Consider the following 17374-nt stretch of genomic DNA (forward strand, 5'->3'; position numbering starts at 1 on the left):
CCCATGGGACGAGTCACCGAGCGCCGCCGTGTCATCCGTGTCAGGGACGGGCAGGTCACCACCCGCCCGGACACCCTCGTCGCCGAGGAGCCCCTGGAGATCCGGCTGAACGGCAAACCCCTCGCCATCACGATGCGCACCCCGGGCGACGACTTCGCGCTCGCGGCGGGCTTCCTGGTGAGCGAGGGCGTGCTCGGCTCGGCCGACGAGCTGCGGGGCATCGTGTACTGCGCGGGAGCGACCCAGGACGGGTCGAACACCTACAACGTGGTGGACGTGCAGCTCGCGCCCGGTGTCCCCGTCCCCGACATCACCCTGGAGCGGAACGTCTACACCACCTCGTCGTGCGGCCTGTGCGGCAAGGCGAGCCTGGACGCGGTCCGTACGACGGCCCGTTTCACGATCGACGACGCTCCCCCGGTCCGGCTGGAACCCGAACTGCTCGCGAGCCTCCCCGACCGGCTCCGCGCCGCCCAACGGGTCTTCGACCGGACCGGGGGTCTGCACGCCGCGGCCCTCTTCACGGAGGGAGGGGAGCTGCTGGACGTCCGCGAGGACGTGGGCCGGCACAACGCGGTCGACAAACTGGTCGGCCGCGCCCTCCAGAACGGCGGTCTGCCGCTGTCCCGGAGCGTCCTCCTGGTCTCCGGGCGTGCCTCCTTCGAGCTGGCGCAGAAGGCCGTGATGGCGGGCATCCCGGTGCTCGCCGCGGTCTCCGCGCCGTCCTCGCTCGCCGTCGACCTCGCCGCCGAATCGGGCCTCACCCTGGTCGGCTTCCTGCGGGGCGCCTCCATGAACGTGTACGCCGGCGCGCACCGGATCGCCCTCGCGGCCCCGGCCGCCCAGGGCTGACCCCGGGCCCGCCGACGACACGGCGGTGGGGCCCCGACCGGCGGGGAGCGCCCCCTGCGCCGGCGGGGCCCCGCCTTTTTCCCGTTCCGCGCCCGGCCGACTGGGCCGTCTGCGCCGCCGGTGTCATCCGTTGGGGTGAAGGCGGTCCCGCGCGGATACGCGACATTCGCATGGCGCACGGTTCTTGTGGGGTGCCCGAAGGCCCAAGTAGCGTCTGTTCCTCGCACGTTGGACGTGGGATGTCCAGATGTCCAGACGCCGTGAAGGGCAGGTCGCACCATGCCGTCGAGTCTCCGCGCACGTCTCAGATCCACACGTTCCCCTCGTTCCCTGCGTTCCTTAGGGGTTCTCCTCCTGGCCCTGTGCACGGCGGCGGTCGCCACCCCGCCGGCCACCGCACAGACCGCCGGACAGACCGTCACCGGACCCGCCGCGAGCGGCTTCGAGCAACAGATCCTGTTCAAGGCCGTCCAGGACCCCGGGTACACGTGCTTCCGTATCCCGGCCGTCGTGAAGACCAAGGCGGGCACGCTGCTCGCGTTCGCGGAGGGCCGCGTCAACGACTGCGGTGACGCGGGCGACATAGACATCGTCGTCAAACGCTCCACCGACAACGGCCGTACGTGGGGCCCGCTCACGGTGGTGAACGAGGGCGCCGGGGACACCCACGGCAACCCCGCGCCCGTCGTGGACCGCAAGACAGGCCGCATCCTGCTCGCCGAGACGTACAACACCGGACGCACGGACGGGCGCGGCTGCTCGGTGCCCTGCGACCGGACCCCGCACCTCCAGTACAGCGACGACGACGGTCTGACCTGGTCGCAGCCGCGCGATCTGAGCGCCGAGATCCGGCCGCCGCACTGGAACTCCTGGTACGCGACCGGGCCCGTGCACGGCATCCAGCTCACCCGGGGCCACCACAAGGGCCGGCTGGTGTTCTCCGCCAACACCGAGACCTGGGACGGCACCCGGATCAGCGCCAACCATGCCGCGCTGATCGTCAGCGACGACGGCGGCGACCACTGGAAGATCGGCGCGCAGGACACGTGGCCCATAGCGGCCGACGGCACCTTTCGCCAGAAGCCGTCCGAGATGACCCTCGCCGAACGCGCCGACGGCACGATCTACGTCAGCGGCAGGGAGCAGGACGGCACCGACCTGGGCCACCGCACGCACGCGGTCAGCCGGGACGGCGGCGACAGCTTCGCGTCGCCCTTCGCGGCCATCCCCGACCTGTACACACCTCAGGTCCAGGGCTCGGTACTGCGGGTGGGCAGAAGGCTGCTCCTCGCCGCCCCCGCCGACCCGGACCGCCGCCGCACCATGATGCTCCGCTCCTCCTACGACGGCGGCCGGACCTGGGACAGCGTGGACCGGGGCACGGTCGTCACCACGGACTGGTCCGGCTACTCCGACCTCGTCCAGGCCCAGGACGGCACGCTCGGGCTGATGTACGAGGGCGGCGCGGTCGACGCGCGCGACGAGATCCGATTCACGCGCTTCACCGAGGGCTCGCTGACGCCGCGGCGGGGCCCCGACCCGACGACCGACGACCGCGCCTTCGGGGCCTCCCGGGCCGCCGTGCTCGGCGGTGCGCGCATGACCGGCGGGCGGTTCGGCAACGCGCTGGAGTTCGACGGCACCGACGACGCCGTGCGCCTTCCGTTCAGTAAGCGACTGCCGCTCGGCGCCAAGGAGTTCACGGCGTCCCTGTGGTTCCGCTACGACGCGACGACGGGTGAGCAGCCGCTGTTGTGGATGGGCGGGATCGGCACCACGCAGCCGCAGGTGTGGCTGCGCGGCGAACCCGCGTCGAACCGGATCACCGGGCTGATCACGGCCCGTGAGGGCGGGTCAGCGGCGCGCACGACGTCCGTGCGGACGACGAGCGCGTACAACGACGGCCAGTGGCACCATCTCGCCCTGCGCAGGGGCGGCGGCCAACTGGCGATGTTCCTCGACGGGGCGCCGGTCGGCTCGGTCGCCGACATCCCGGGCTCCGTCAGCCGCAACTCGCCGTTCGGCGTGCACATCGGCCAGCGCATGGACAGCCGTGTCTTCTTCACCGGCGCGATCGACGAGGTCCGGGTCTACGGCCGGGCGCTGAGCGACACCGAACTCACCCGGCTCAGCACCGCACCGGGGACCGGGGTCGCGGGCCGGGACACCGTCCTGTGGCTGCCGCTGGACCGCTGACGGCTCCGCCGGAAGACCGGTGCGGAAGCCGCGGGCCTTCGGTGGCCGATCGCGCAGTTCCCCGCGCCCCTTGAAAGGCGCAGCACCGCACCGGACTCCCCGGCACCGCTCCAGCACCTCACCGTCGACCGGGGTCGCGGGCCGGGACACCGTCCTGTGGCTGCCGCTGGACCCCTGACGGCTCCGCCGGAAGACCGGTGCGGAAGCCGCGGACCTTCGGTGGCCGATCGCACAGTTCCCCGCGCCCCTTGAAAGGCGCAGCACCGCACCGGACTCCCCGGCACCGCTCCAGCACCTCACCGTCGACCGGAGTCGCAGGCCGGGACACCGTCCTATGGCTGCCGCTGGACCGCTGACGGCTCCGCCGGAAGACCGGTGCGGAAGCTGCGGACCTTCGGTGGCCGATCGCGCAGTTCCGGCACCGCTCCGGATTTCCCGGTACCGCTTCAGCACCGCACCGTCGACCGGAGTCGCAGGCCGGGACACCGTCCTGTGGCTGCCGCTGGACCGCTGACGGCTCCGCCGGAAGACCGGCGCGGAAGCCGCGGGCCTTCGGTGGCCGATCGCGCAGTTCCGGCACCGCTCCGGATTTCCCGCTACCGCTTCAGCCGCCCTTCCGGGCTCCGACCGGGAGGGCGGTGGCGTGTCCGCGCGGAGACGGGAGCACCACGGGTTCGGGGTCGCGCGAGCGGCGCTTCGCGATGACCGCGCAGACCATCAGCTGCAACTGGTGGAACAGCATCAGCGGGAGCACCGCGAGCGACGCGTGCGCGCCGAACAGGACGCTGGCCATGGGCAGTCCGGCCGCGAGGGACTTCTTCGACCCGGCGAACTGGATGGCGATCCGGTCCCCGCGCCCGAAGCCGAGCCGCTTCGCGCCGTACCAGGTCAGCGACAGCATCACCGCGAGGAGCACCGCCTCCACGCCGACCAGCGCGAGCAGCCGCAGCGGGGTGACCTGGTGCCAGATGCCCTGGACCATGCCCGCGCTGAACGCGGTGTAGACGACGAGCAGGATCGAGCCGCGGTCCACGAATCCGAGTACCTGCTTGTGCCGGGTGACGAAGGGGGCGAGCCAGCGCCGCAGCAGCTGTCCCGCGACGAACGGCACCAGGAGCTGGACGACGATCTTCCCCACCGCGTCGGCCGAGAACCCGCCGCCCCTGTTGCCGAGCAGCGCCGCCGCGAGCAGCGGGGTCAGCACGATCCCGGCGAGCGAGGAGAAGGAGCCCGCGCAGATCGCGGCGGGCACGTTCCCGCGCGCGAGCGAGGTGAAGGCGATGGACGACTGGATCGTCGAGGGGACGAGGGTGAGGAAGAGGAAGCCGCCGTAGAGGGCGGGCGTCAGGACGTACGGCACCAGGCCCCTGGCGGCCAGGCCGAGCAGCGGGAAGGCGACGAACGTACAGGCGAGGACGGTGACGTGGAGCCGCCAGTGGCGCAGCCCGTCCAGCGCCTCACGGGTCGACAGGCGGACCCCGTAGAGGAAGAAGAGGAGGGCGACGGCGCCGGTCGACGCGCCGGACGCGACCTCGGCGTACACGCCCCGGGCGGGCAGCAGCGCGGCCAGGCCCACGGTCGCGAGCAGCGTCAAGATGTACGGGTCGAGCGGCAGCCGGGACGGCCACCGACGGGCGTGGGTGCGCAAACTCGCGTCCTTGCTCTCGGTTCAGATCGTGCCCTCCCCATGGTCCTCTCGATTACCTTGATCGGGAATCCGGCATACCACTCTCACTGTCATCACGGATCGCGATGACCGACGTAGGCTGGAAGCATGTACGACCCCTCCCAGCTGCGGACCTTTCTCGCCGTCGCGCAGACGCTGAGCTTCACGCAGGCGGCGCGGCGGCTCGGGCTGCGCCAGTCGACGGTGAGCCAGCATGTGCGGCGCCTGGAGGACGCGACCGGGCGCCAGCTCTTCACCCGGGACACCCACTCCGTGGACCTCACCGAGGACGGCGAGGCCATGCTCGGCTTCGCGCGCCGGCTCCTGGAGGTCCACGAGCAGGCGGCGGCCTTCTTCACGGGGACGCGCCTGCGCGGCAGGCTCCGGTTCGGCGCCTCCGAGGACTTCGTGCTGACCCGGCTCACGGAGATCCTGGAGGCGTTCCGGCACGACCATCCGGAGGTCGACCTGGAGCTGACCGTGGAGCTGTCCGGCACCCTGCACGAGCGGTTGGCGGCGGGCAAACTCGACCTGGTGCTCGCCAAGCGGCGACCGCAGGACACCCGGGGCGAGCGGGTGTGGCACGACCGGCTGGTATGGATCGGCGCGGAGCGGCTGCGCCTCGATCCGGAGCGGCCGGTGCCGCTCATCGTGTACCCGCCGCCGGGGATCACCCGGGCACTGGCCCTGGAGGCGCTGGAGCGGCAGGGCAGGCCGTGGCGGATCGCGTGCACGAGCGGCAGCCTCAGCGGGCTGATCGCGGCGGCCCGCGCCGGTCTCGGGGTGATGGCCCACTCGCGCGGCCTGATCCCGCCGGGTCTGGTGCGGGTGCCGGAGCGGGCGGGCCTGCCGGAGCTGGGCGAGGTCGACTTCGTACTGCTACACGGCCGGGAGCGGGGCACGGGGCGCGGGCGGGGCGGCGGTACGGCGCCGGGCGCGGCGGACGCCCTCGCGGCGGCGATCCTGGCGGGCGGCGACCGGTTGCACCGCGCCCGGTGACACGTATCAGCCCAGGTCTGGACCGGAAGTGATCCTTCCGGGGTCCTGCCGAAAGGTCTCCCGGGGTAGAACCCCGGTAACCGCCCCGTACAGATTCGGTGGAGGTTACGGCTCCGGAACTTACCGAGCCGTCATGATTCTGTCCCGCCCCTCCCCTTGTGGCCGGATTTCACCGGCTGACCAGTGGGTTCACGCCCCCGGGCGCCCCGCTGCGAGCCCTCCCGCGCGGGCAGGCGGTGGGGTACCGTCACGGCGCTGTGCGGAGCGCCACGAGGAGCATCATTGCGCGAGTTCACGACCCCTCCCCTGGCGTCGGCCCCGCAGGTGGGCGGACTGGCCGACACCGTCTACGAACATGCCCTGGACACACCGGGGCACGTCGTCATGGGCCGCAAGGACGAGGACGGCGCCTGGCGCGACGTGACCGCCGCCGAGTTCCGTGACGAGGTGCTGGCACTCGCCAAGGGGCTCCTCGCACAAGGGGTGCGGTTCGGGGACCGCGTGGCCGTCATGTCGCGTACCCGCTACGAGTGGACGCTCTTCGACTACGCGCTGTGGAGCGTCGGCGCCCAGGTGGTGCCCGTCTATCCGACGTCGTCGGCGGAGCAGGTCTTCTGGATGCTGCACGACGCGCAGGTGTCGGCGGCGATGGTCGAGCACGAGGACCACGCGATGACCATCGCCACGGTCATCGACCGGCTGCCGAACCTCGGCCGGCTGTGGCAGCTCGACGTGGACGCGGTCCGCGAACTGTACGAGGCGGGCGCGCACCTGGACGACGAGGTGGTGCACCGGCACCGCAGGGCCGTCACACCGGACTCGGTGGCGACGATCATCTACACCTCGGGCACCACGGGCCGCCCCAAGGGCTGTGTCATCTCGCACGCCAACTTCATGTTCGAGGCGGACACCATGGTCGCGCGCTGGAAGCCGGTGTTCCACTCCCGGCGCGGTGACGAGGCGGCCACCCTGCTGTTCCTGCCGCTGGCGCATGTCTTCGGCCGGATGGTGCAGGTCGCCGCCGTCCGCGGGCACGTCAAGATGGGCCATCAGCCGCAGCTCAACGCGGCGGCGCTGCTGCCCGATCTGGCGGCGTTCCGGCCGACGTTCATCCTGGCCGTCCCGTACATCTTCGAGAAGGTGTTCAACGCGGCCCGTCGCAAGGCGGAACGGGACGGCAAGGAGGGTCCCTTCGACAAGGCCGTCGAGGTGGCGGTGCGGTACGCGGAGGCGCTGGAGGCGAAGGCGTTCGGGGCGGGCCCCGGACCGTCCGCCGGGCTGCGGATGCAGCATCAGCTCTTCGACAAGCTCGTGTACGCGAAGGTCCGCGAGGCGATGGGCGGCCGGGTGCGGCACGCGATGTCGGGCGGCTCGGGGATGGACCGCGTGCTCGGCCTGTTCTTCTGCGGCGCCGGGGTCACCATCTACGAGGGGTACGGGCTGACCGAGACCACGGCAGCCTCCACCGCGAACCCGCCCGAGCGCACCCGGTACGGCACGGTCGGCCAGCCCATCCCCGGGATGACCGTGCACATCGCGGACGACGGCGAGGTGTGGCTGCGCGGCGCCAACGTCTTCCAGGGCTATCTGGGCGACCAGAAGGCCACCGACGCGACCTTGCACGACGGCTGGCTCGCCACCGGTGACCTCGGCGCCCTGGACGACGACGGGTATCTCACGATCACCGGGCGCAAGAAGGAGATCCTGGTGACGTCGGGCGGCAAGAGCGTGTCGCCCGCGCAGTTGGAGGAGCGGGTCCGCGACCACCCGCTGATCGCGCAGTGCATCGTCGTCGGCAACGACCGTCCGTACATCGCGGCGCTCGTCACCCTGGACGGCGAGGCCGTCGAGCACTGGCTGACGATGCGCGGCAAACCCCAGCTCACACCCGGCGAGCTGGTACGGGACCCGGACCTGGAGACCGAGGTGCGGCGCGCGGTCGTCGCCGCGAACACGCTGGTGTCCCAGGCCGAGTCGATCCGTACGTTCCGCATCCTGGCCCGGCAGTTCACCGAGGAGCACGGCCTGCTCACCCCGTCGCTGAAGCTCAAGCGCAAGGCCATCGAGCAGGCGTACGAGAAGGAGGTCGCGGCCCTGTACGGGGCCTGACGGCTCCCCGGGAACCGGTCGGGGTGGGTCACTGCGGGCCCTGGCCGATCGTCACGCGGAAGATCTTGTCCGAACCGGCGCCGCCCGTCCCGTTGTTGTCGGCGTTGGTGGTGGAGACCCAGAGCTGGTCCTGCCCCGGCACCTTGGTGACCGTGCGGAGCCGCCCGTAGGAACCGACGTAGTACGCGGTCGCGGGGCCGACGTTCTCGGTGTCGCCGGTGATCGGGATCCGCCACAGCCGCTGGCCGCGCAGGGCGGCCAGATAGACGACGTTCCCGACGACGGCGAGGCCGCTCGGCGAGGCCTCGGCGACGTTCCAGACGGTTTTCGGGTTGGTCATCCCGGCGGTGCCGCAGGTGCCCTCGCAGGTCGGCCAGCCGTAGTTGGCGCCCGGCTTGATCAGGTTCAGCTCGTCCTTGGAGCTGTTGCCGAACTCGGCCTCCCACAGCCGCCCGTTGCGGTCGAAGGCGAGGCCCTGCGGGTTGCGGTGGCCGAGGCTGTAGACGTAGGTGCCGAACGGGTTGCCGGGGGCCGGGGCGCCGTCCGTGGTCATCCGCAGGATCTTGCCGTTGAGGGAGTTCCTGTCCTGGGCGAGCGAGGAGTTCTGGGCGTCGCCCGTGGAGGCGTAGAGAAGGCCGTCGGGGCCGAACGCCAGCCGTCCGCCGTTGTGGTACCTGTTCTTCGCGATCCCCTGGAGCAGCACCGTGTATCCGGTGAGCGCCGTGCCGTCGTAGGTCATCCGGACGACACGGTTGCCCTCGGCCGCCGTGTGCATGAAGTACACGCGGTGGTTGGTGGCCCACTGCGGGTCGACGGCGGCGCCGAGCAGACCGCCCTCACCGCCCGTGGTGACCGCCTGGGGCACGGTGCCGACCTGGGTCCTGACTCCGTCCGGGGTGACCTTGAAGACCTTGAACGTGTCCCGCTCGGTGACGAGCGCGGACTGCCCGTCGGGCAGCCAGTGGGTACCCCAGGGGATGGACCAGCCGCTGGACACGGTGGTGATCCCGGTGGGCACCCCGCCGTCGTCGGCGGGCGCGGCATGCGCCGTGTGCGGCACGGCCTGGACGAGGCCCGCCGTGAGGAGGAGGACCGCCACGACGGCCACGGCGCGGGACATCCGGGGCGCGGCGGTCATGAGCCCTCACCCCGTCCCGGGGCGGTGGTGCGCCGGAGTTGCTCGTTCATGATGAGGAAGGCCCCCAGACCGTGGAAGTCGTTGGTCGCCCGGGGCCGCGCCACATAGAAGGCGTAGTCCCCGACGTTGGTGCCGATCGAGATGTCGGTGAGGTCGGTCCGGCCGTCGGGGCCGAAGGCGATCTTCGCGAGGACGCCTTGGTGTCCGCGCCGGGCGACCTTGGCGTAGTGCGCGTCCACATAGCCGCGCTGGGCGGCGCGCGAGAGGGCGTAGGTGAACATGCTGGAGCAGGACGTCTCGGTCCAGTTGTCGGGCTGCGCGCCCTTGTCGACGACCTGGAACCAGCGTCCGGTGGCCGGGTCCTGGTAGCGCTCAAGCCCGGCCGCGAGCTTCCGCAGGATGCTCAGCAACTCCGGCCGGCGGGGCTGGTCGGCGGGGATCGCGTCCAGGACGTTCACGACGGCCATGGAGTACCAGCCGATGGCCCGGCACCAGTGCTCCGGGGCGCGCCCGGTGTCCGGGTCGGCCCAGCTCGCGGTGCGGGACTCGTCGTACGCGTGCCTGAGCAGACCGTTGGACACCTGCAAGTTGCCGCCGTAGACGGCGAGTTGGGTGGCCGCCTCGCTGTTCGTGTACGCCGAGTCGCCGAACTCCTTGCCGTACTCGACCAGGAACGGGTTCACCATGTACACGCCGTCGGCCCAGAGCTGGTGGGCGCGGCTCGCGGAGGTGGCGTGCCAGAAGCCTCCGTCGGAGGTGCGGGGGTAGGTGTCGAGACGGTCGCGGATCGTGCGGGCGGCGATCCGGTAGCGGTCGTCGCCGGTCTCGTGGTGAAGGATCGTCAGCAGCCGCCCGGCCTGCATGCTGTCGAGGTCGTTGAAGCTCCGCCCGATACCCCCGGAGCCGTCCACGAACCGGTCGACGTAGTCCTTGATGTAGGTGAGGTACCGGGCGTCGTGCGTGCGCTGGTACGTGAGGTACTGGCCGTAGAGATACAGGCCGACGGGGTACGACCAGCCGCCGATGGACTGCGGTGTGTAGCGGGCCATGGTCGACTCGACCAGGGCGACGGACCAGTCGGTGGACGTCGCGGTGGTGGGGGCCTGCGCGGATGCGGAGGCGGCGGGGGTGGCCGAGGCGGGGGTGGCCTGGCCGGCGAAGAGGGTGGCGCCCAGGAGCAGGGCGGTCAGGGCGGTGCGCGGGAGACGTACGCGGCGTACGCGGCGCGGACCGGCCCGGTCATCCGATGTTTCGGGGTCAGGGGTCTCAGCCGGGGAATGCGGATCGTTCATGAACGCGTCCTTGCCTTCCTGAAGGTGGGGGGTTCAGGGGCGCACAGGGGGAACGCAGAAGGCCCACGGGTCACAGAGGGCGTTCACATGGGTGTCCTGTGTTCAGCGATGTGCAACAGGGTCGCGGGGCGGCGGGGCGCGGTCAATGGCTCGGACCGATAAGGTCGGAGCGCTATTCGGCCAATCTCCCCCGCACCGGTCCACCGGCGGGCCCTGGAATGCGGCAAGGCTCGTGACCGTTGACGATGGGAGTACCTACGACGACGTGAAGGATCAAGAGCCAGTGAGCAAGGTCCCCCCGATCATCCTGAACAACGGTGTCGCGATGCCGCAGCTGGGCTTCGGTGTCTGGCAGGTGCCGGACGACGAGGCCGAGAAGGCGGTCGCCACGGCGCTGGATGCCGGATATCGCAGCATCGACACCGCCGCGATCTACGGCAACGAGGAGGGCACAGGCCGCGCCATCGCCGCCTCCGGGATCGCCCGCGACGACCTCTTCGTCACGACCAAGCTCTGGAACGCCGACCAGGGTTATGACGCGACGCTGCGCGGCTTCGACACCTCGCTGGAGAAGCTGGGCCTCGACCGCGTCGACCTCTATCTGATCCACTGGCCGACCCCGGCCAGGGACAAGTACATCGACACGTACAAGGCGTTCGAGAAGATCCTCGCGGACGGCCGCGCCCGCGCCATCGGTGTCTCCAACTTCGAGCCGGAGCACCTGGAGCGGCTGATCGACGCGACGTCCGTGATTCCGGCCGTCGACCAGATCGAGCTGCACCCGCAGCTCCAGCAGCGCGAGGCCCGCGAGTACCACGCGGAGCAGGGCATCACCACCGAAGCGTGGTCGCCGCTGGGCTCCGGCAAGGGCCTCCTCGAAGTGCCGGCGATCATCGCCATCGCCCAGAAGCACGGCCGCAGCCCGGCCCAGATCGTGCTGCGCTGGCACATCCAGCTCGGCAATGTGGTCATCCCCAAGTCCGTGACCCCGGCCCGGATCAGGGAGAACATCGACGTGTACAGCTTCGAGCTGGACACCGAGGACATGGCGGCGATCAGCGCACTCAACGAGAACCGGCGTCTCGGCCTGGACCCCAGGACGTTCAACTCGGCCTGATCCACGGCGACTTGACCTTTACGGCGAAGGGCGCCGTCACCCCGGCGGGTGGCGGCGCCCTTCGCCGTGGGCAGGCACGGCCCCTTCGGCAAACCCCGGGTCAAACCACCCCCGGAAGGGCTTGACGTGACCCTGCCGACACCACCACATTGACCGGGCCCGGTAAGGAAACTTTCCTAACAGAAGGGTCCCCCACAGTGCGTAATCGATCACTGACCCTCGCCGCGTTCTCCGGCGCCGCCCTGCTCGCCCTCGCCGCGCTCCCCGCCACGGCCCAGCCGTCCGCCCACCCGGGCGCCGAAACCGGCGCCGGCGCACCCGCTGTCGCGCAGGAAGGCACGGTCACCGCCGCCCAACTGCTCGCCAAGGTCCAGAGCTGTATACAGCTCTCGAACGGCAAGTACCGCACCGACGAGGAGACTTCGGCCACAATCCCGGTGTGCGGCAAGAACGGCGCCGTGTTCTGGAAGGCCGACATGGACATCGACTGCGACGGCCAGCCCACGTCGAAGTGCAACAGCTCCACGGACCCGTGGTTCCAGGACGACACGGCCTTCCACCAGTCGAACGGCAAACCGCTCAACGCCGAGACCCTGCCGTACGTCGTCGTGCCCAGCTCCAGCAGCATCTGGAACTACAGCAGCGCCGGTATCAAGGGCGGCGGAGTGGTCGCCGTCGTCTACAACAACCAGGTCCAGTACGCCGTCGTCGGCGACACGGGCCCCAGCCAGATCATCGGCGAGGCGTCGTACGCCACCGCGAAGGCCCTCGGCATAGACCCCGACCCGGCGACCGGCGGCGCCGACTCCGGCGTCACGTACATCCTGTTCAAGAACTCGCAGGTCTCCCCCATCGAGAGCCACAGCGCGGCCGTGACGCTCGGGAACTCACTGGCCCAGCAGTTCCTCCAGAACAACTGAGGCGCTTCCGACGGACCTGTTCAGCCCTGTTCAGCCGTCCTTGACCGCCGTGTGGAACGTCTGCGCGCCGAGGAGGAACACATCGGGGCGCCGGTGGAGGCTCGCCGGGTCGGCCGGGTCGAGGAGGCGGTCGAGGGTGGCCCGGTCGTCGTCGGCGAGCCGGTCCGCGAAGGCGTCGCGGCGCCGTTCGTAGGTGGCGACGACATGGTCACGGGCCTGTCCGGACAGCGGGGCGGGCAGGTCGGTGAGGAAGGTACGGGTACCGGACGGGCGCAGTCCGGCGGCGGTGAGCAGGGCGGGCCAGTCCTCGGTCTCGCTCTTCGCGCCGGGCAGCGCGGCCCGCATCTCCGTGAACGCCTCGTCCTCGGCGGCGTCGAGCCTGCTCTGCAGTCCGGGGCGCCCGATGCCGATGTCGCGGGGCAGGCAACGCGGGGGGAGGCCGCCTTCGAGGAGCGCGAGGAGTCCGCCGGGTGCGAGGAGCCCGGCGAGCGCGGTGAGCCCGGCCCGCTGATCGCCCACGTGGTGCAGCGACTTGCCCACCCACAGCAGGTCGGCGGGGTCCAATGTGTCCAGTCCCGAGGGGAGTTCGGCGCGCAGGGTGCGCACCCGGTCGCCGAGCCCGGTGCGTTCGGCCCGCGCGCGGGCCCGTTCGAGCAGCGCCTCCTCGGCGTCCACGGCGACCACATCGGCGCCCGGGAACACCTCGGCGAGCAGACAGGCGACCACGCCGGGGCCGCTGCCCGCGTCCACGATCCGGCGGGGCGCGGGCCGCGTCTCGGCGAGCCAGGCCGCCGCCCGGGTGTACATCGGCGCGGAGATCTCGGCGTTGCGCTCCAGGAGGGGCGCCATCTCCACCCAGTCCATGGGGGTGTGGTCGTCGCCATGATGAGGGTGGTGGTGGCGGTGCGGGGTTACGTCCTGCTGGTGCGCCATGGCCGGGGGCCGCCTTCCGTCGGGTACCGGGTCAGCGTGCTCGCGCTCACCCTCGTATGGCCAGCAGCCTTGCCGATCCGGCAAATCCCGCTGCCACGGCGCCCGGCGCTCCCGTACGAACGGGAGCGGTCCGACGGGGCCCTACTCGCCGGTGGAACGGGCCATCGGGTCGGGGCTCTCCGCATAGCGCCCGGCGAGTTCCCGTACCGTCCCCGCCATCCGTAGGCGCAGCTCCTCGGGCGCCACGACCTCGATGTCCGTCCCCATCCCGAGGAACGTGTCATGCGCGTGGGCGACGGACTCGATGGGCAGTACGGCGCGTGTCCAGCCGTCGTCCTCGGTGCGGCCGGTCGCCTCGGCGGCGCGCGCGGCGGCCCCGCCCAGGCGCGCGAGCCCCCGGGGCGAGAGCCGCACCACGGCCTCCGCCTGATGCAGCCGCGCGTGGAAGTCCCGCTGGTACGCCGTCCAGTACGCCGCGAGATCGAAGGCGGGCGGGCGGGCGAACTCCTCGTCCAGCGGGTCGAGTTCGAGGATCTGGTCGACACGGTACGAGCGGGGCGCACCGGAGGTGCCGGCGGCTGCGACGACGTACCAGCGGCCCGCCTTGAGGACGAGCCCGTACGGCTCCAGGCGCCGTTCGACCTCGGTGGGCTCCTTCCAGCGGCGGTAGCGGACCCGCAGGGCCCTGCTGTTCCAGACGGCGTCGGCGACGGCGGTCAGATACGGGACGTCCTCGTCGGCCGCGTACCAGCCGGGGGCGTCGAGGTGGAAGCGGGCGCTGATCCGGTCGGCGTGCCCGGCCAGTTCGCCCGGCAGGGCCGCCCGCACCTTGAGCTGCGCGGCGGTCAGCACCGGGCCGAGGCCGAGCCGGGCCGCCGCGTCGGGCGCCCCGGACAGGAACAGGGCCTCCGCCTCCCGGGCGGTGAGACCGGTGAGCCGGGTGCGGTATCCGGCGACGAGCCGGTAGCCCCCGGCGTGCCCGGACGATCCGTACAGCGGGATGCCCGCCGTGTGCAGGGCCTCCACATCGCGGTAGACGGTCCGTACGGACACCTCCAGCTCGGCCGCGAGCTGGTCGGCGGTCATCCGGCCCCGGTTCTGGAGCAGGAGGAGCAGGGAGACGAGTCGGTCGGCGCGCACGGGCCCAGTATCCGCCGCCGCCTTCCCTGACAGAAGGTGTCAGGGAAGGCGTCCTAACGTGCGGGCATGGCCTTCACGGAGAAATTCCTGACCGTTCCCGCACCGATCGAAGTGGCCGGGCGGTGGATCAAGCGCTACCACGTCACCGCCGACCCTGCCGGGATCGCGCCGGACGTCGAGAAGGCGGCGTACGCGATCCTGCCCGAGCTGCTGCCCGAGCCGGACGGCACCCCGCCCGCGACCTTCGTGGTGCTGCACCGGGGCGGCGACGACGGCGCCTATCTGAACGCGTACAGCTGGGTGTGGGACAACGTCCTGCACTACCGCAACGCCGCCGCCGGACAGCCGGTGCTCGGCTGCCCCGACCGGGACTCCACACACTTCGTGGTGCCGTCCCTGCCATGGATCGGCTGTGTGTGGGAGCTGCCGCCGATCGGCCATGAACGGGACGCCTGGGTACGGCACATACTCGCGCCGGACGCTCCCGACCTCGACGCCTACCTCACCGACACCCTCGCCGCCGGCACGACTGGAGACCGCACATGACCACCGCCCACGACTTCGACTTCCTGCACGGAGACTGGACGATCAGCAACCGCCGGCGCGAGGACTACCTCGATCCGTCGAGCGGCTGGCAGGAGTTCCAGGCGACGCACCGCTGCTGGGCTCTGTTCGACGGCGCCGCGAACGTCGACGAGATGGACTGCCCGAGCCAGGGCTTCAAGGGGGCGACGCTGCGCCTGTTCGACCCGGCGGCCAAGGAGTGGTCGCTGTACTGGTCGTCCAGCCGGACCGGCACCCTGGAACCGCCGGTCAGGGGCTCCTTCGGCGACGACGGCCGGGGCGTCTTCGAGGGCGACGACAGCTATGCGGGCACGCCGGTCCGGGTCCGCTTCCTGTGGCAGCGCCTCACGCCGACGTCGGCCCGCTGGGAGCAGGCGTTCAGGACCGGCGGGAAGGCCACGGAAGGCACGGAGGGCGGCGAGGGCGGCTGGCTGACCAACTGGATCATGGACTTCACCCGGGCGTAGGACCGTGGCCGGTCCGCGTCACGCCCTCAAGTAGGCGAGGACCGCCAGCACCCTGCGATGGGTGTCGTCCGCCGGGGGCAGGTCCAGCTTGGTGAGGATGCCGCTGATGTGCTTGCCCACGGCCGCGTCGGAGACGACAAGGTCGCGGGCGATCGCGGCGTTCGACTTGCCTTCGGCGATCAGGGCCAGGACCTCCCGCTCACGCGGGGTGAGCCGCTCCAGCGGATCGCGGCGGCGGCGCAGCAGTTGGCGGACGACTTCGGGGTCGACGACCGTGCCGCCGTCCGCGACCGTGCGGAGGGCGTCCACGAACTCCTCGACCTGCCCCACCCGGTCCTTCAGCAGATACCCGACGCCCGTACCGTCGCCGGAGTCCAGCAGGTCGGCGGCGTACGCCCGCTGCACGTACTGGCTGAGGACCAGGACGGGCAGCGTGGGCCGCTTCTCGCGCAGCCGCACCGCCGCGTGCAGCCCCTCGTCCTGGAACGCCGGAGGCATCCGCACATCCGTCACGACGATGTCGGGCCCGTACTCCTCGACGGCGGCGACCAGGGCCGTGGCGTCGCCGACGGCCGCCACCACCTGGTGGCCGCAGCGGGTGAGCAGAGCGACGAGCCCGTCCCGGAGGAGCACGCTGTCCTCGGCGAGTACTACGCGAAGGGCGGGGCCTGATCGGTCCGTTCGCAAGGGAACTCCACACGCAACAGGGTCGGTCCGCCCGGCGGGCTGGACAGGGAAAGTGTGCCATCGAGCACCGAAACCCGGTCGGCGAGCCCGGTCAGCCCGCTGCCGGCCCCGGCGTCCGCGCCGCCCCGGCCGTCGTCGCGCACCTGGAGGAACAGCCGCCCGTCGCGGTGTCCCCCGCTGACCTCCGCGCGGTCGGCGCCGCTGTGCCTGGCGACGTTGGCGAGGGCTTCGCAGACCACGAAGTAGGCGGCGGCCTCGACCGCCCGGGGCAGCCGTCCCGTCAGGTCCAGGTCGACGTCCACGGGGACCGCCGAGCGGTCGGCGGCGTCGGTGACCGCCGCGTGCAGGCCGTAGTCCGCGAGGACCTTGGGGTGGATGCCGTGGATGAGTTCGCGCAGCTCCGCGAGGGCCCGCCCGGCCTCCGCGTGGGCCGTGGCCAACTGGTCGGCGAGCGGTCCCGGTGGCGCGTCCATACGGGCCAGACCGAGCGTCATCGTCAGCGCCACGAGCCGCTGTTGCGCCCCGTCGTGCAGATCGCGTTCGATGCGCCGCCGCTCCGCTTCGAAGGCGTCCACCAACCGGACGCGTGAGCGCGTCAGTTCCCCGACCCGCGCGACCGGGTCGCCCGCGCGCGGCGCGATCAGTACGCGGGTCAGCTCGGCACGGGCACCGGCCGCGATCCCCAGGACGTAGGCGCCGACGGCGAGCAGGAGGAGTCCGAGCAGCGCGACGGCGAAGGCGGCCGGCCACGTGGTGACCGTCCACTGCTTGAGCACCTTGATCTCGCGGCCGTCGCCGGCCGTGGCGAGGAGCAGCGGGGTCAGGGCCATGGACAGCGGGAAGAACAGGGCGACCGTGAGCGCGAGGGCGTCGACCGGCCAGAGCAGTACCCCGAAGAGCAGCGTGTACCCGAGTTCGCGCCAGGTCGCGCGCTCGCGCAGCCGGGTCGTCAGCCAAGGCCACAGGCCCCTGGCGGCGGGCGTCCGGTGCGGGTCGGGCGCCGGGTCCCGGTCGATGAGGAGCAGCCTGCGCCGCTCCGCCCAGGCCACCGGGACACCGGCGAGTACAGCGGCGAGCAGCAGCAGGAACCCGACCAGGACGACCGCGAGGACGGCACCGGCGACCGCCGTGGTCACGATCGCCACGAGGACGACAACTCCGACAGGCACGCCGGTGAGCAGATAGGCGGCCGAGCGCCAGGGCCACGGCGACCGGAGGTAGCCCGGCGCCGGCAGGGCCTGCCATACGGTGCGGGCGGCGCGAGGGACGCGAGTGGGCATGGCCCTCACCGTAG

The 17374-nt window shown here is 71.7% G+C and carries 15 protein-coding genes; 8 read left to right on the plus strand and 7 right to left on the minus strand.

Features of this window, described 5'->3' with window-relative positions; genetic code table 11:
* Positions 1 to 3: 3 nt before the first annotated feature.
* Entirely contained in the window at positions 4 to 852 is an 849-nt protein-coding gene (gene fdhD / locus ACIQNU_RS39315; protein WP_401376137.1) for a formate dehydrogenase accessory sulfurtransferase FdhD, read from the plus strand.
* Positions 853 to 1131: 279 nt separating this feature from the next.
* A complete protein-coding gene (locus ACIQNU_RS39320) occupies positions 1132 to 3048 on the plus strand; it encodes an exo-alpha-sialidase (RefSeq protein ID WP_401376140.1) in 1917 nt (638 codons plus the stop codon).
* Between the two features lie 604 nt (positions 3049 to 3652).
* Here ACIQNU_RS39320 and ACIQNU_RS39325 read toward each other — a convergent pair.
* Positions 3653 to 4663 carry a bile acid:sodium symporter family protein gene (locus tag ACIQNU_RS39325; RefSeq protein ID WP_401376187.1) on the minus strand — a complete coding sequence of 337 codons (1011 nt, stop codon included), beginning with the start codon at positions 4661 to 4663 and terminating at the stop codon, positions 3653 to 3655.
* A gap of 159 nt (positions 4664 to 4822) precedes the next feature.
* Between ACIQNU_RS39325 and ACIQNU_RS39330 the strand changes: the two genes are divergently transcribed.
* Positions 4823 to 5713, plus strand: a complete 891-nt coding sequence (locus ACIQNU_RS39330; RefSeq protein ID WP_401376142.1) for a LysR substrate-binding domain-containing protein — start codon at positions 4823 to 4825, stop codon at positions 5711 to 5713.
* Between the two features lie 282 nt (positions 5714 to 5995).
* Positions 5996 to 7822, plus strand: coding sequence for an AMP-dependent synthetase/ligase (locus ACIQNU_RS39335; RefSeq protein WP_401376144.1), 1827 nt, complete (start codon positions 5996 to 5998; stop codon positions 7820 to 7822).
* Between the two features lie 28 nt (positions 7823 to 7850).
* Here ACIQNU_RS39335 and ACIQNU_RS39340 read toward each other — a convergent pair whose 3' ends face one another.
* Together ACIQNU_RS39340 and ACIQNU_RS39345 are read right to left on the minus strand one after the other, a co-directional pair.
* The gene (locus ACIQNU_RS39340) at positions 7851 to 8960 is read right to left on the minus strand and encodes a PQQ-dependent sugar dehydrogenase (RefSeq protein ID WP_401376146.1); all 1110 of its coding nucleotides are present in this window, start codon (positions 8958 to 8960) and stop codon (positions 7851 to 7853) included.
* Complete coding sequence (locus ACIQNU_RS39345) at positions 8957 to 10252, minus strand: glycoside hydrolase family 105 protein (RefSeq protein WP_401376149.1); 1296 nt, start codon at positions 10250 to 10252, stop codon at positions 8957 to 8959. The genes ACIQNU_RS39340 and ACIQNU_RS39345 overlap by 4 nt, the downstream gene beginning before the upstream one ends.
* 325 nt (positions 10253 to 10577) lie before the next feature.
* Between ACIQNU_RS39345 and ACIQNU_RS39350 the strand changes: the two genes are divergently transcribed.
* Entirely contained in the window at positions 10578 to 11369 is a 792-nt protein-coding gene (locus ACIQNU_RS39350) for an aldo/keto reductase (RefSeq protein WP_401376190.1), read from the plus strand.
* Between the two features lie 197 nt (positions 11370 to 11566).
* Positions 11567 to 12289, plus strand: coding sequence for a glycoside hydrolase family 75 protein (locus tag ACIQNU_RS39355; protein ID WP_401376150.1), 723 nt, complete (start codon positions 11567 to 11569; stop codon positions 12287 to 12289).
* Positions 12290 to 12319: 30 nt separating this feature from the next.
* Here the strand turns inward: ACIQNU_RS39355 and ACIQNU_RS39360 are convergent, their stop codons facing one another.
* Together ACIQNU_RS39360 and ACIQNU_RS39365 are read right to left on the minus strand one after the other, a co-directional pair.
* Positions 12320 to 13222 (minus strand): class I SAM-dependent methyltransferase, encoded by a 903-nt coding sequence (locus ACIQNU_RS39360; protein ID WP_401376153.1) that lies wholly within the window; start codon positions 13220 to 13222, stop codon positions 12320 to 12322.
* Between the two features lie 141 nt (positions 13223 to 13363).
* Positions 13364 to 14362 carry a helix-turn-helix transcriptional regulator gene (locus ACIQNU_RS39365; RefSeq protein ID WP_401376156.1) on the minus strand — a complete coding sequence of 333 codons (999 nt, stop codon included), beginning with the start codon at positions 14360 to 14362 and terminating at the stop codon, positions 13364 to 13366.
* A gap of 66 nt (positions 14363 to 14428) precedes the next feature.
* Here ACIQNU_RS39365 and ACIQNU_RS39370 point away from each other — a divergent pair, with 66 nt between their 5' ends.
* Positions 14429 to 14908 (plus strand): hypothetical protein, encoded by a 480-nt coding sequence (locus tag ACIQNU_RS39370; protein WP_401376158.1) that lies wholly within the window; start codon positions 14429 to 14431, stop codon positions 14906 to 14908.
* Positions 14905 to 15393, plus strand: coding sequence for a hypothetical protein (locus tag ACIQNU_RS39375; RefSeq protein WP_401376160.1), 489 nt, complete (start codon positions 14905 to 14907; stop codon positions 15391 to 15393). The genes ACIQNU_RS39370 and ACIQNU_RS39375 overlap by 4 nt, the downstream gene beginning before the upstream one ends.
* 18 nt (positions 15394 to 15411) lie before the next feature.
* Here the strand turns inward: ACIQNU_RS39375 and ACIQNU_RS39380 are convergent, their stop codons facing one another.
* Complete coding sequence (locus tag ACIQNU_RS39380) at positions 15412 to 16080, minus strand: response regulator (RefSeq protein WP_401376162.1); 669 nt, start codon at positions 16078 to 16080, stop codon at positions 15412 to 15414.
* Complete coding sequence (locus ACIQNU_RS39385; protein ID WP_401376165.1) at positions 16044 to 17360, minus strand: sensor histidine kinase; 1317 nt, start codon at positions 17358 to 17360, stop codon at positions 16044 to 16046. The genes ACIQNU_RS39380 and ACIQNU_RS39385 overlap by 37 nt, the downstream gene beginning before the upstream one ends.
* Positions 17361 to 17374 lie beyond the last annotated feature (14 nt).

It is taken from the genome of Streptomyces sp. NPDC091292 (assembly GCF_044757265.1).
GTDB lineage: Bacteria > Actinomycetota > Actinomycetes > Streptomycetales > Streptomycetaceae > Streptomyces.

Excerpts from the sequence above, each read along its gene's own strand:
- ACIQNU_RS39320 (WP_401376140.1), top strand. The coding sequence starts at position 1,132 with ATGCCGTCGAGTCTCCGCGCACGTCTCAGATCCACACGTTCCCCTCGT.
- ACIQNU_RS39370 (WP_401376158.1), top strand. The coding sequence starts at position 14,429 with ATGGCCTTCACGGAGAAATTCCTGACCGTTCCCGCACCGATCGAAGTG.
- ACIQNU_RS39340 (WP_401376146.1), bottom strand. The coding sequence starts at position 8,960 with ATGACCGCCGCGCCCCGGATGTCCCGCGCCGTGGCCGTCGTGGCGGTC.
- ACIQNU_RS39330 (WP_401376142.1), top strand. The coding sequence starts at position 4,823 with ATGTACGACCCCTCCCAGCTGCGGACCTTTCTCGCCGTCGCGCAGACG.
- ACIQNU_RS39360 (WP_401376153.1), bottom strand. The coding sequence starts at position 13,222 with ATGGCGCACCAGCAGGACGTAACCCCGCACCGCCACCACCACCCTCAT.
- ACIQNU_RS39345 (WP_401376149.1), bottom strand. The coding sequence starts at position 10,252 with ATGAACGATCCGCATTCCCCGGCTGAGACCCCTGACCCCGAAACATCG.
- ACIQNU_RS39385 (WP_401376165.1), bottom strand. The coding sequence starts at position 17,360 with ATGCCCACTCGCGTCCCTCGCGCCGCCCGCACCGTATGGCAGGCCCTG.
- ACIQNU_RS39375 (WP_401376160.1), top strand. The coding sequence starts at position 14,905 with ATGACCACCGCCCACGACTTCGACTTCCTGCACGGAGACTGGACGATC.
- fdhD (WP_401376137.1), top strand. The coding sequence starts at position 4 with ATGGGACGAGTCACCGAGCGCCGCCGTGTCATCCGTGTCAGGGACGGG.
- ACIQNU_RS39350 (WP_401376190.1), top strand. The coding sequence starts at position 10,578 with ATGCCGCAGCTGGGCTTCGGTGTCTGGCAGGTGCCGGACGACGAGGCC.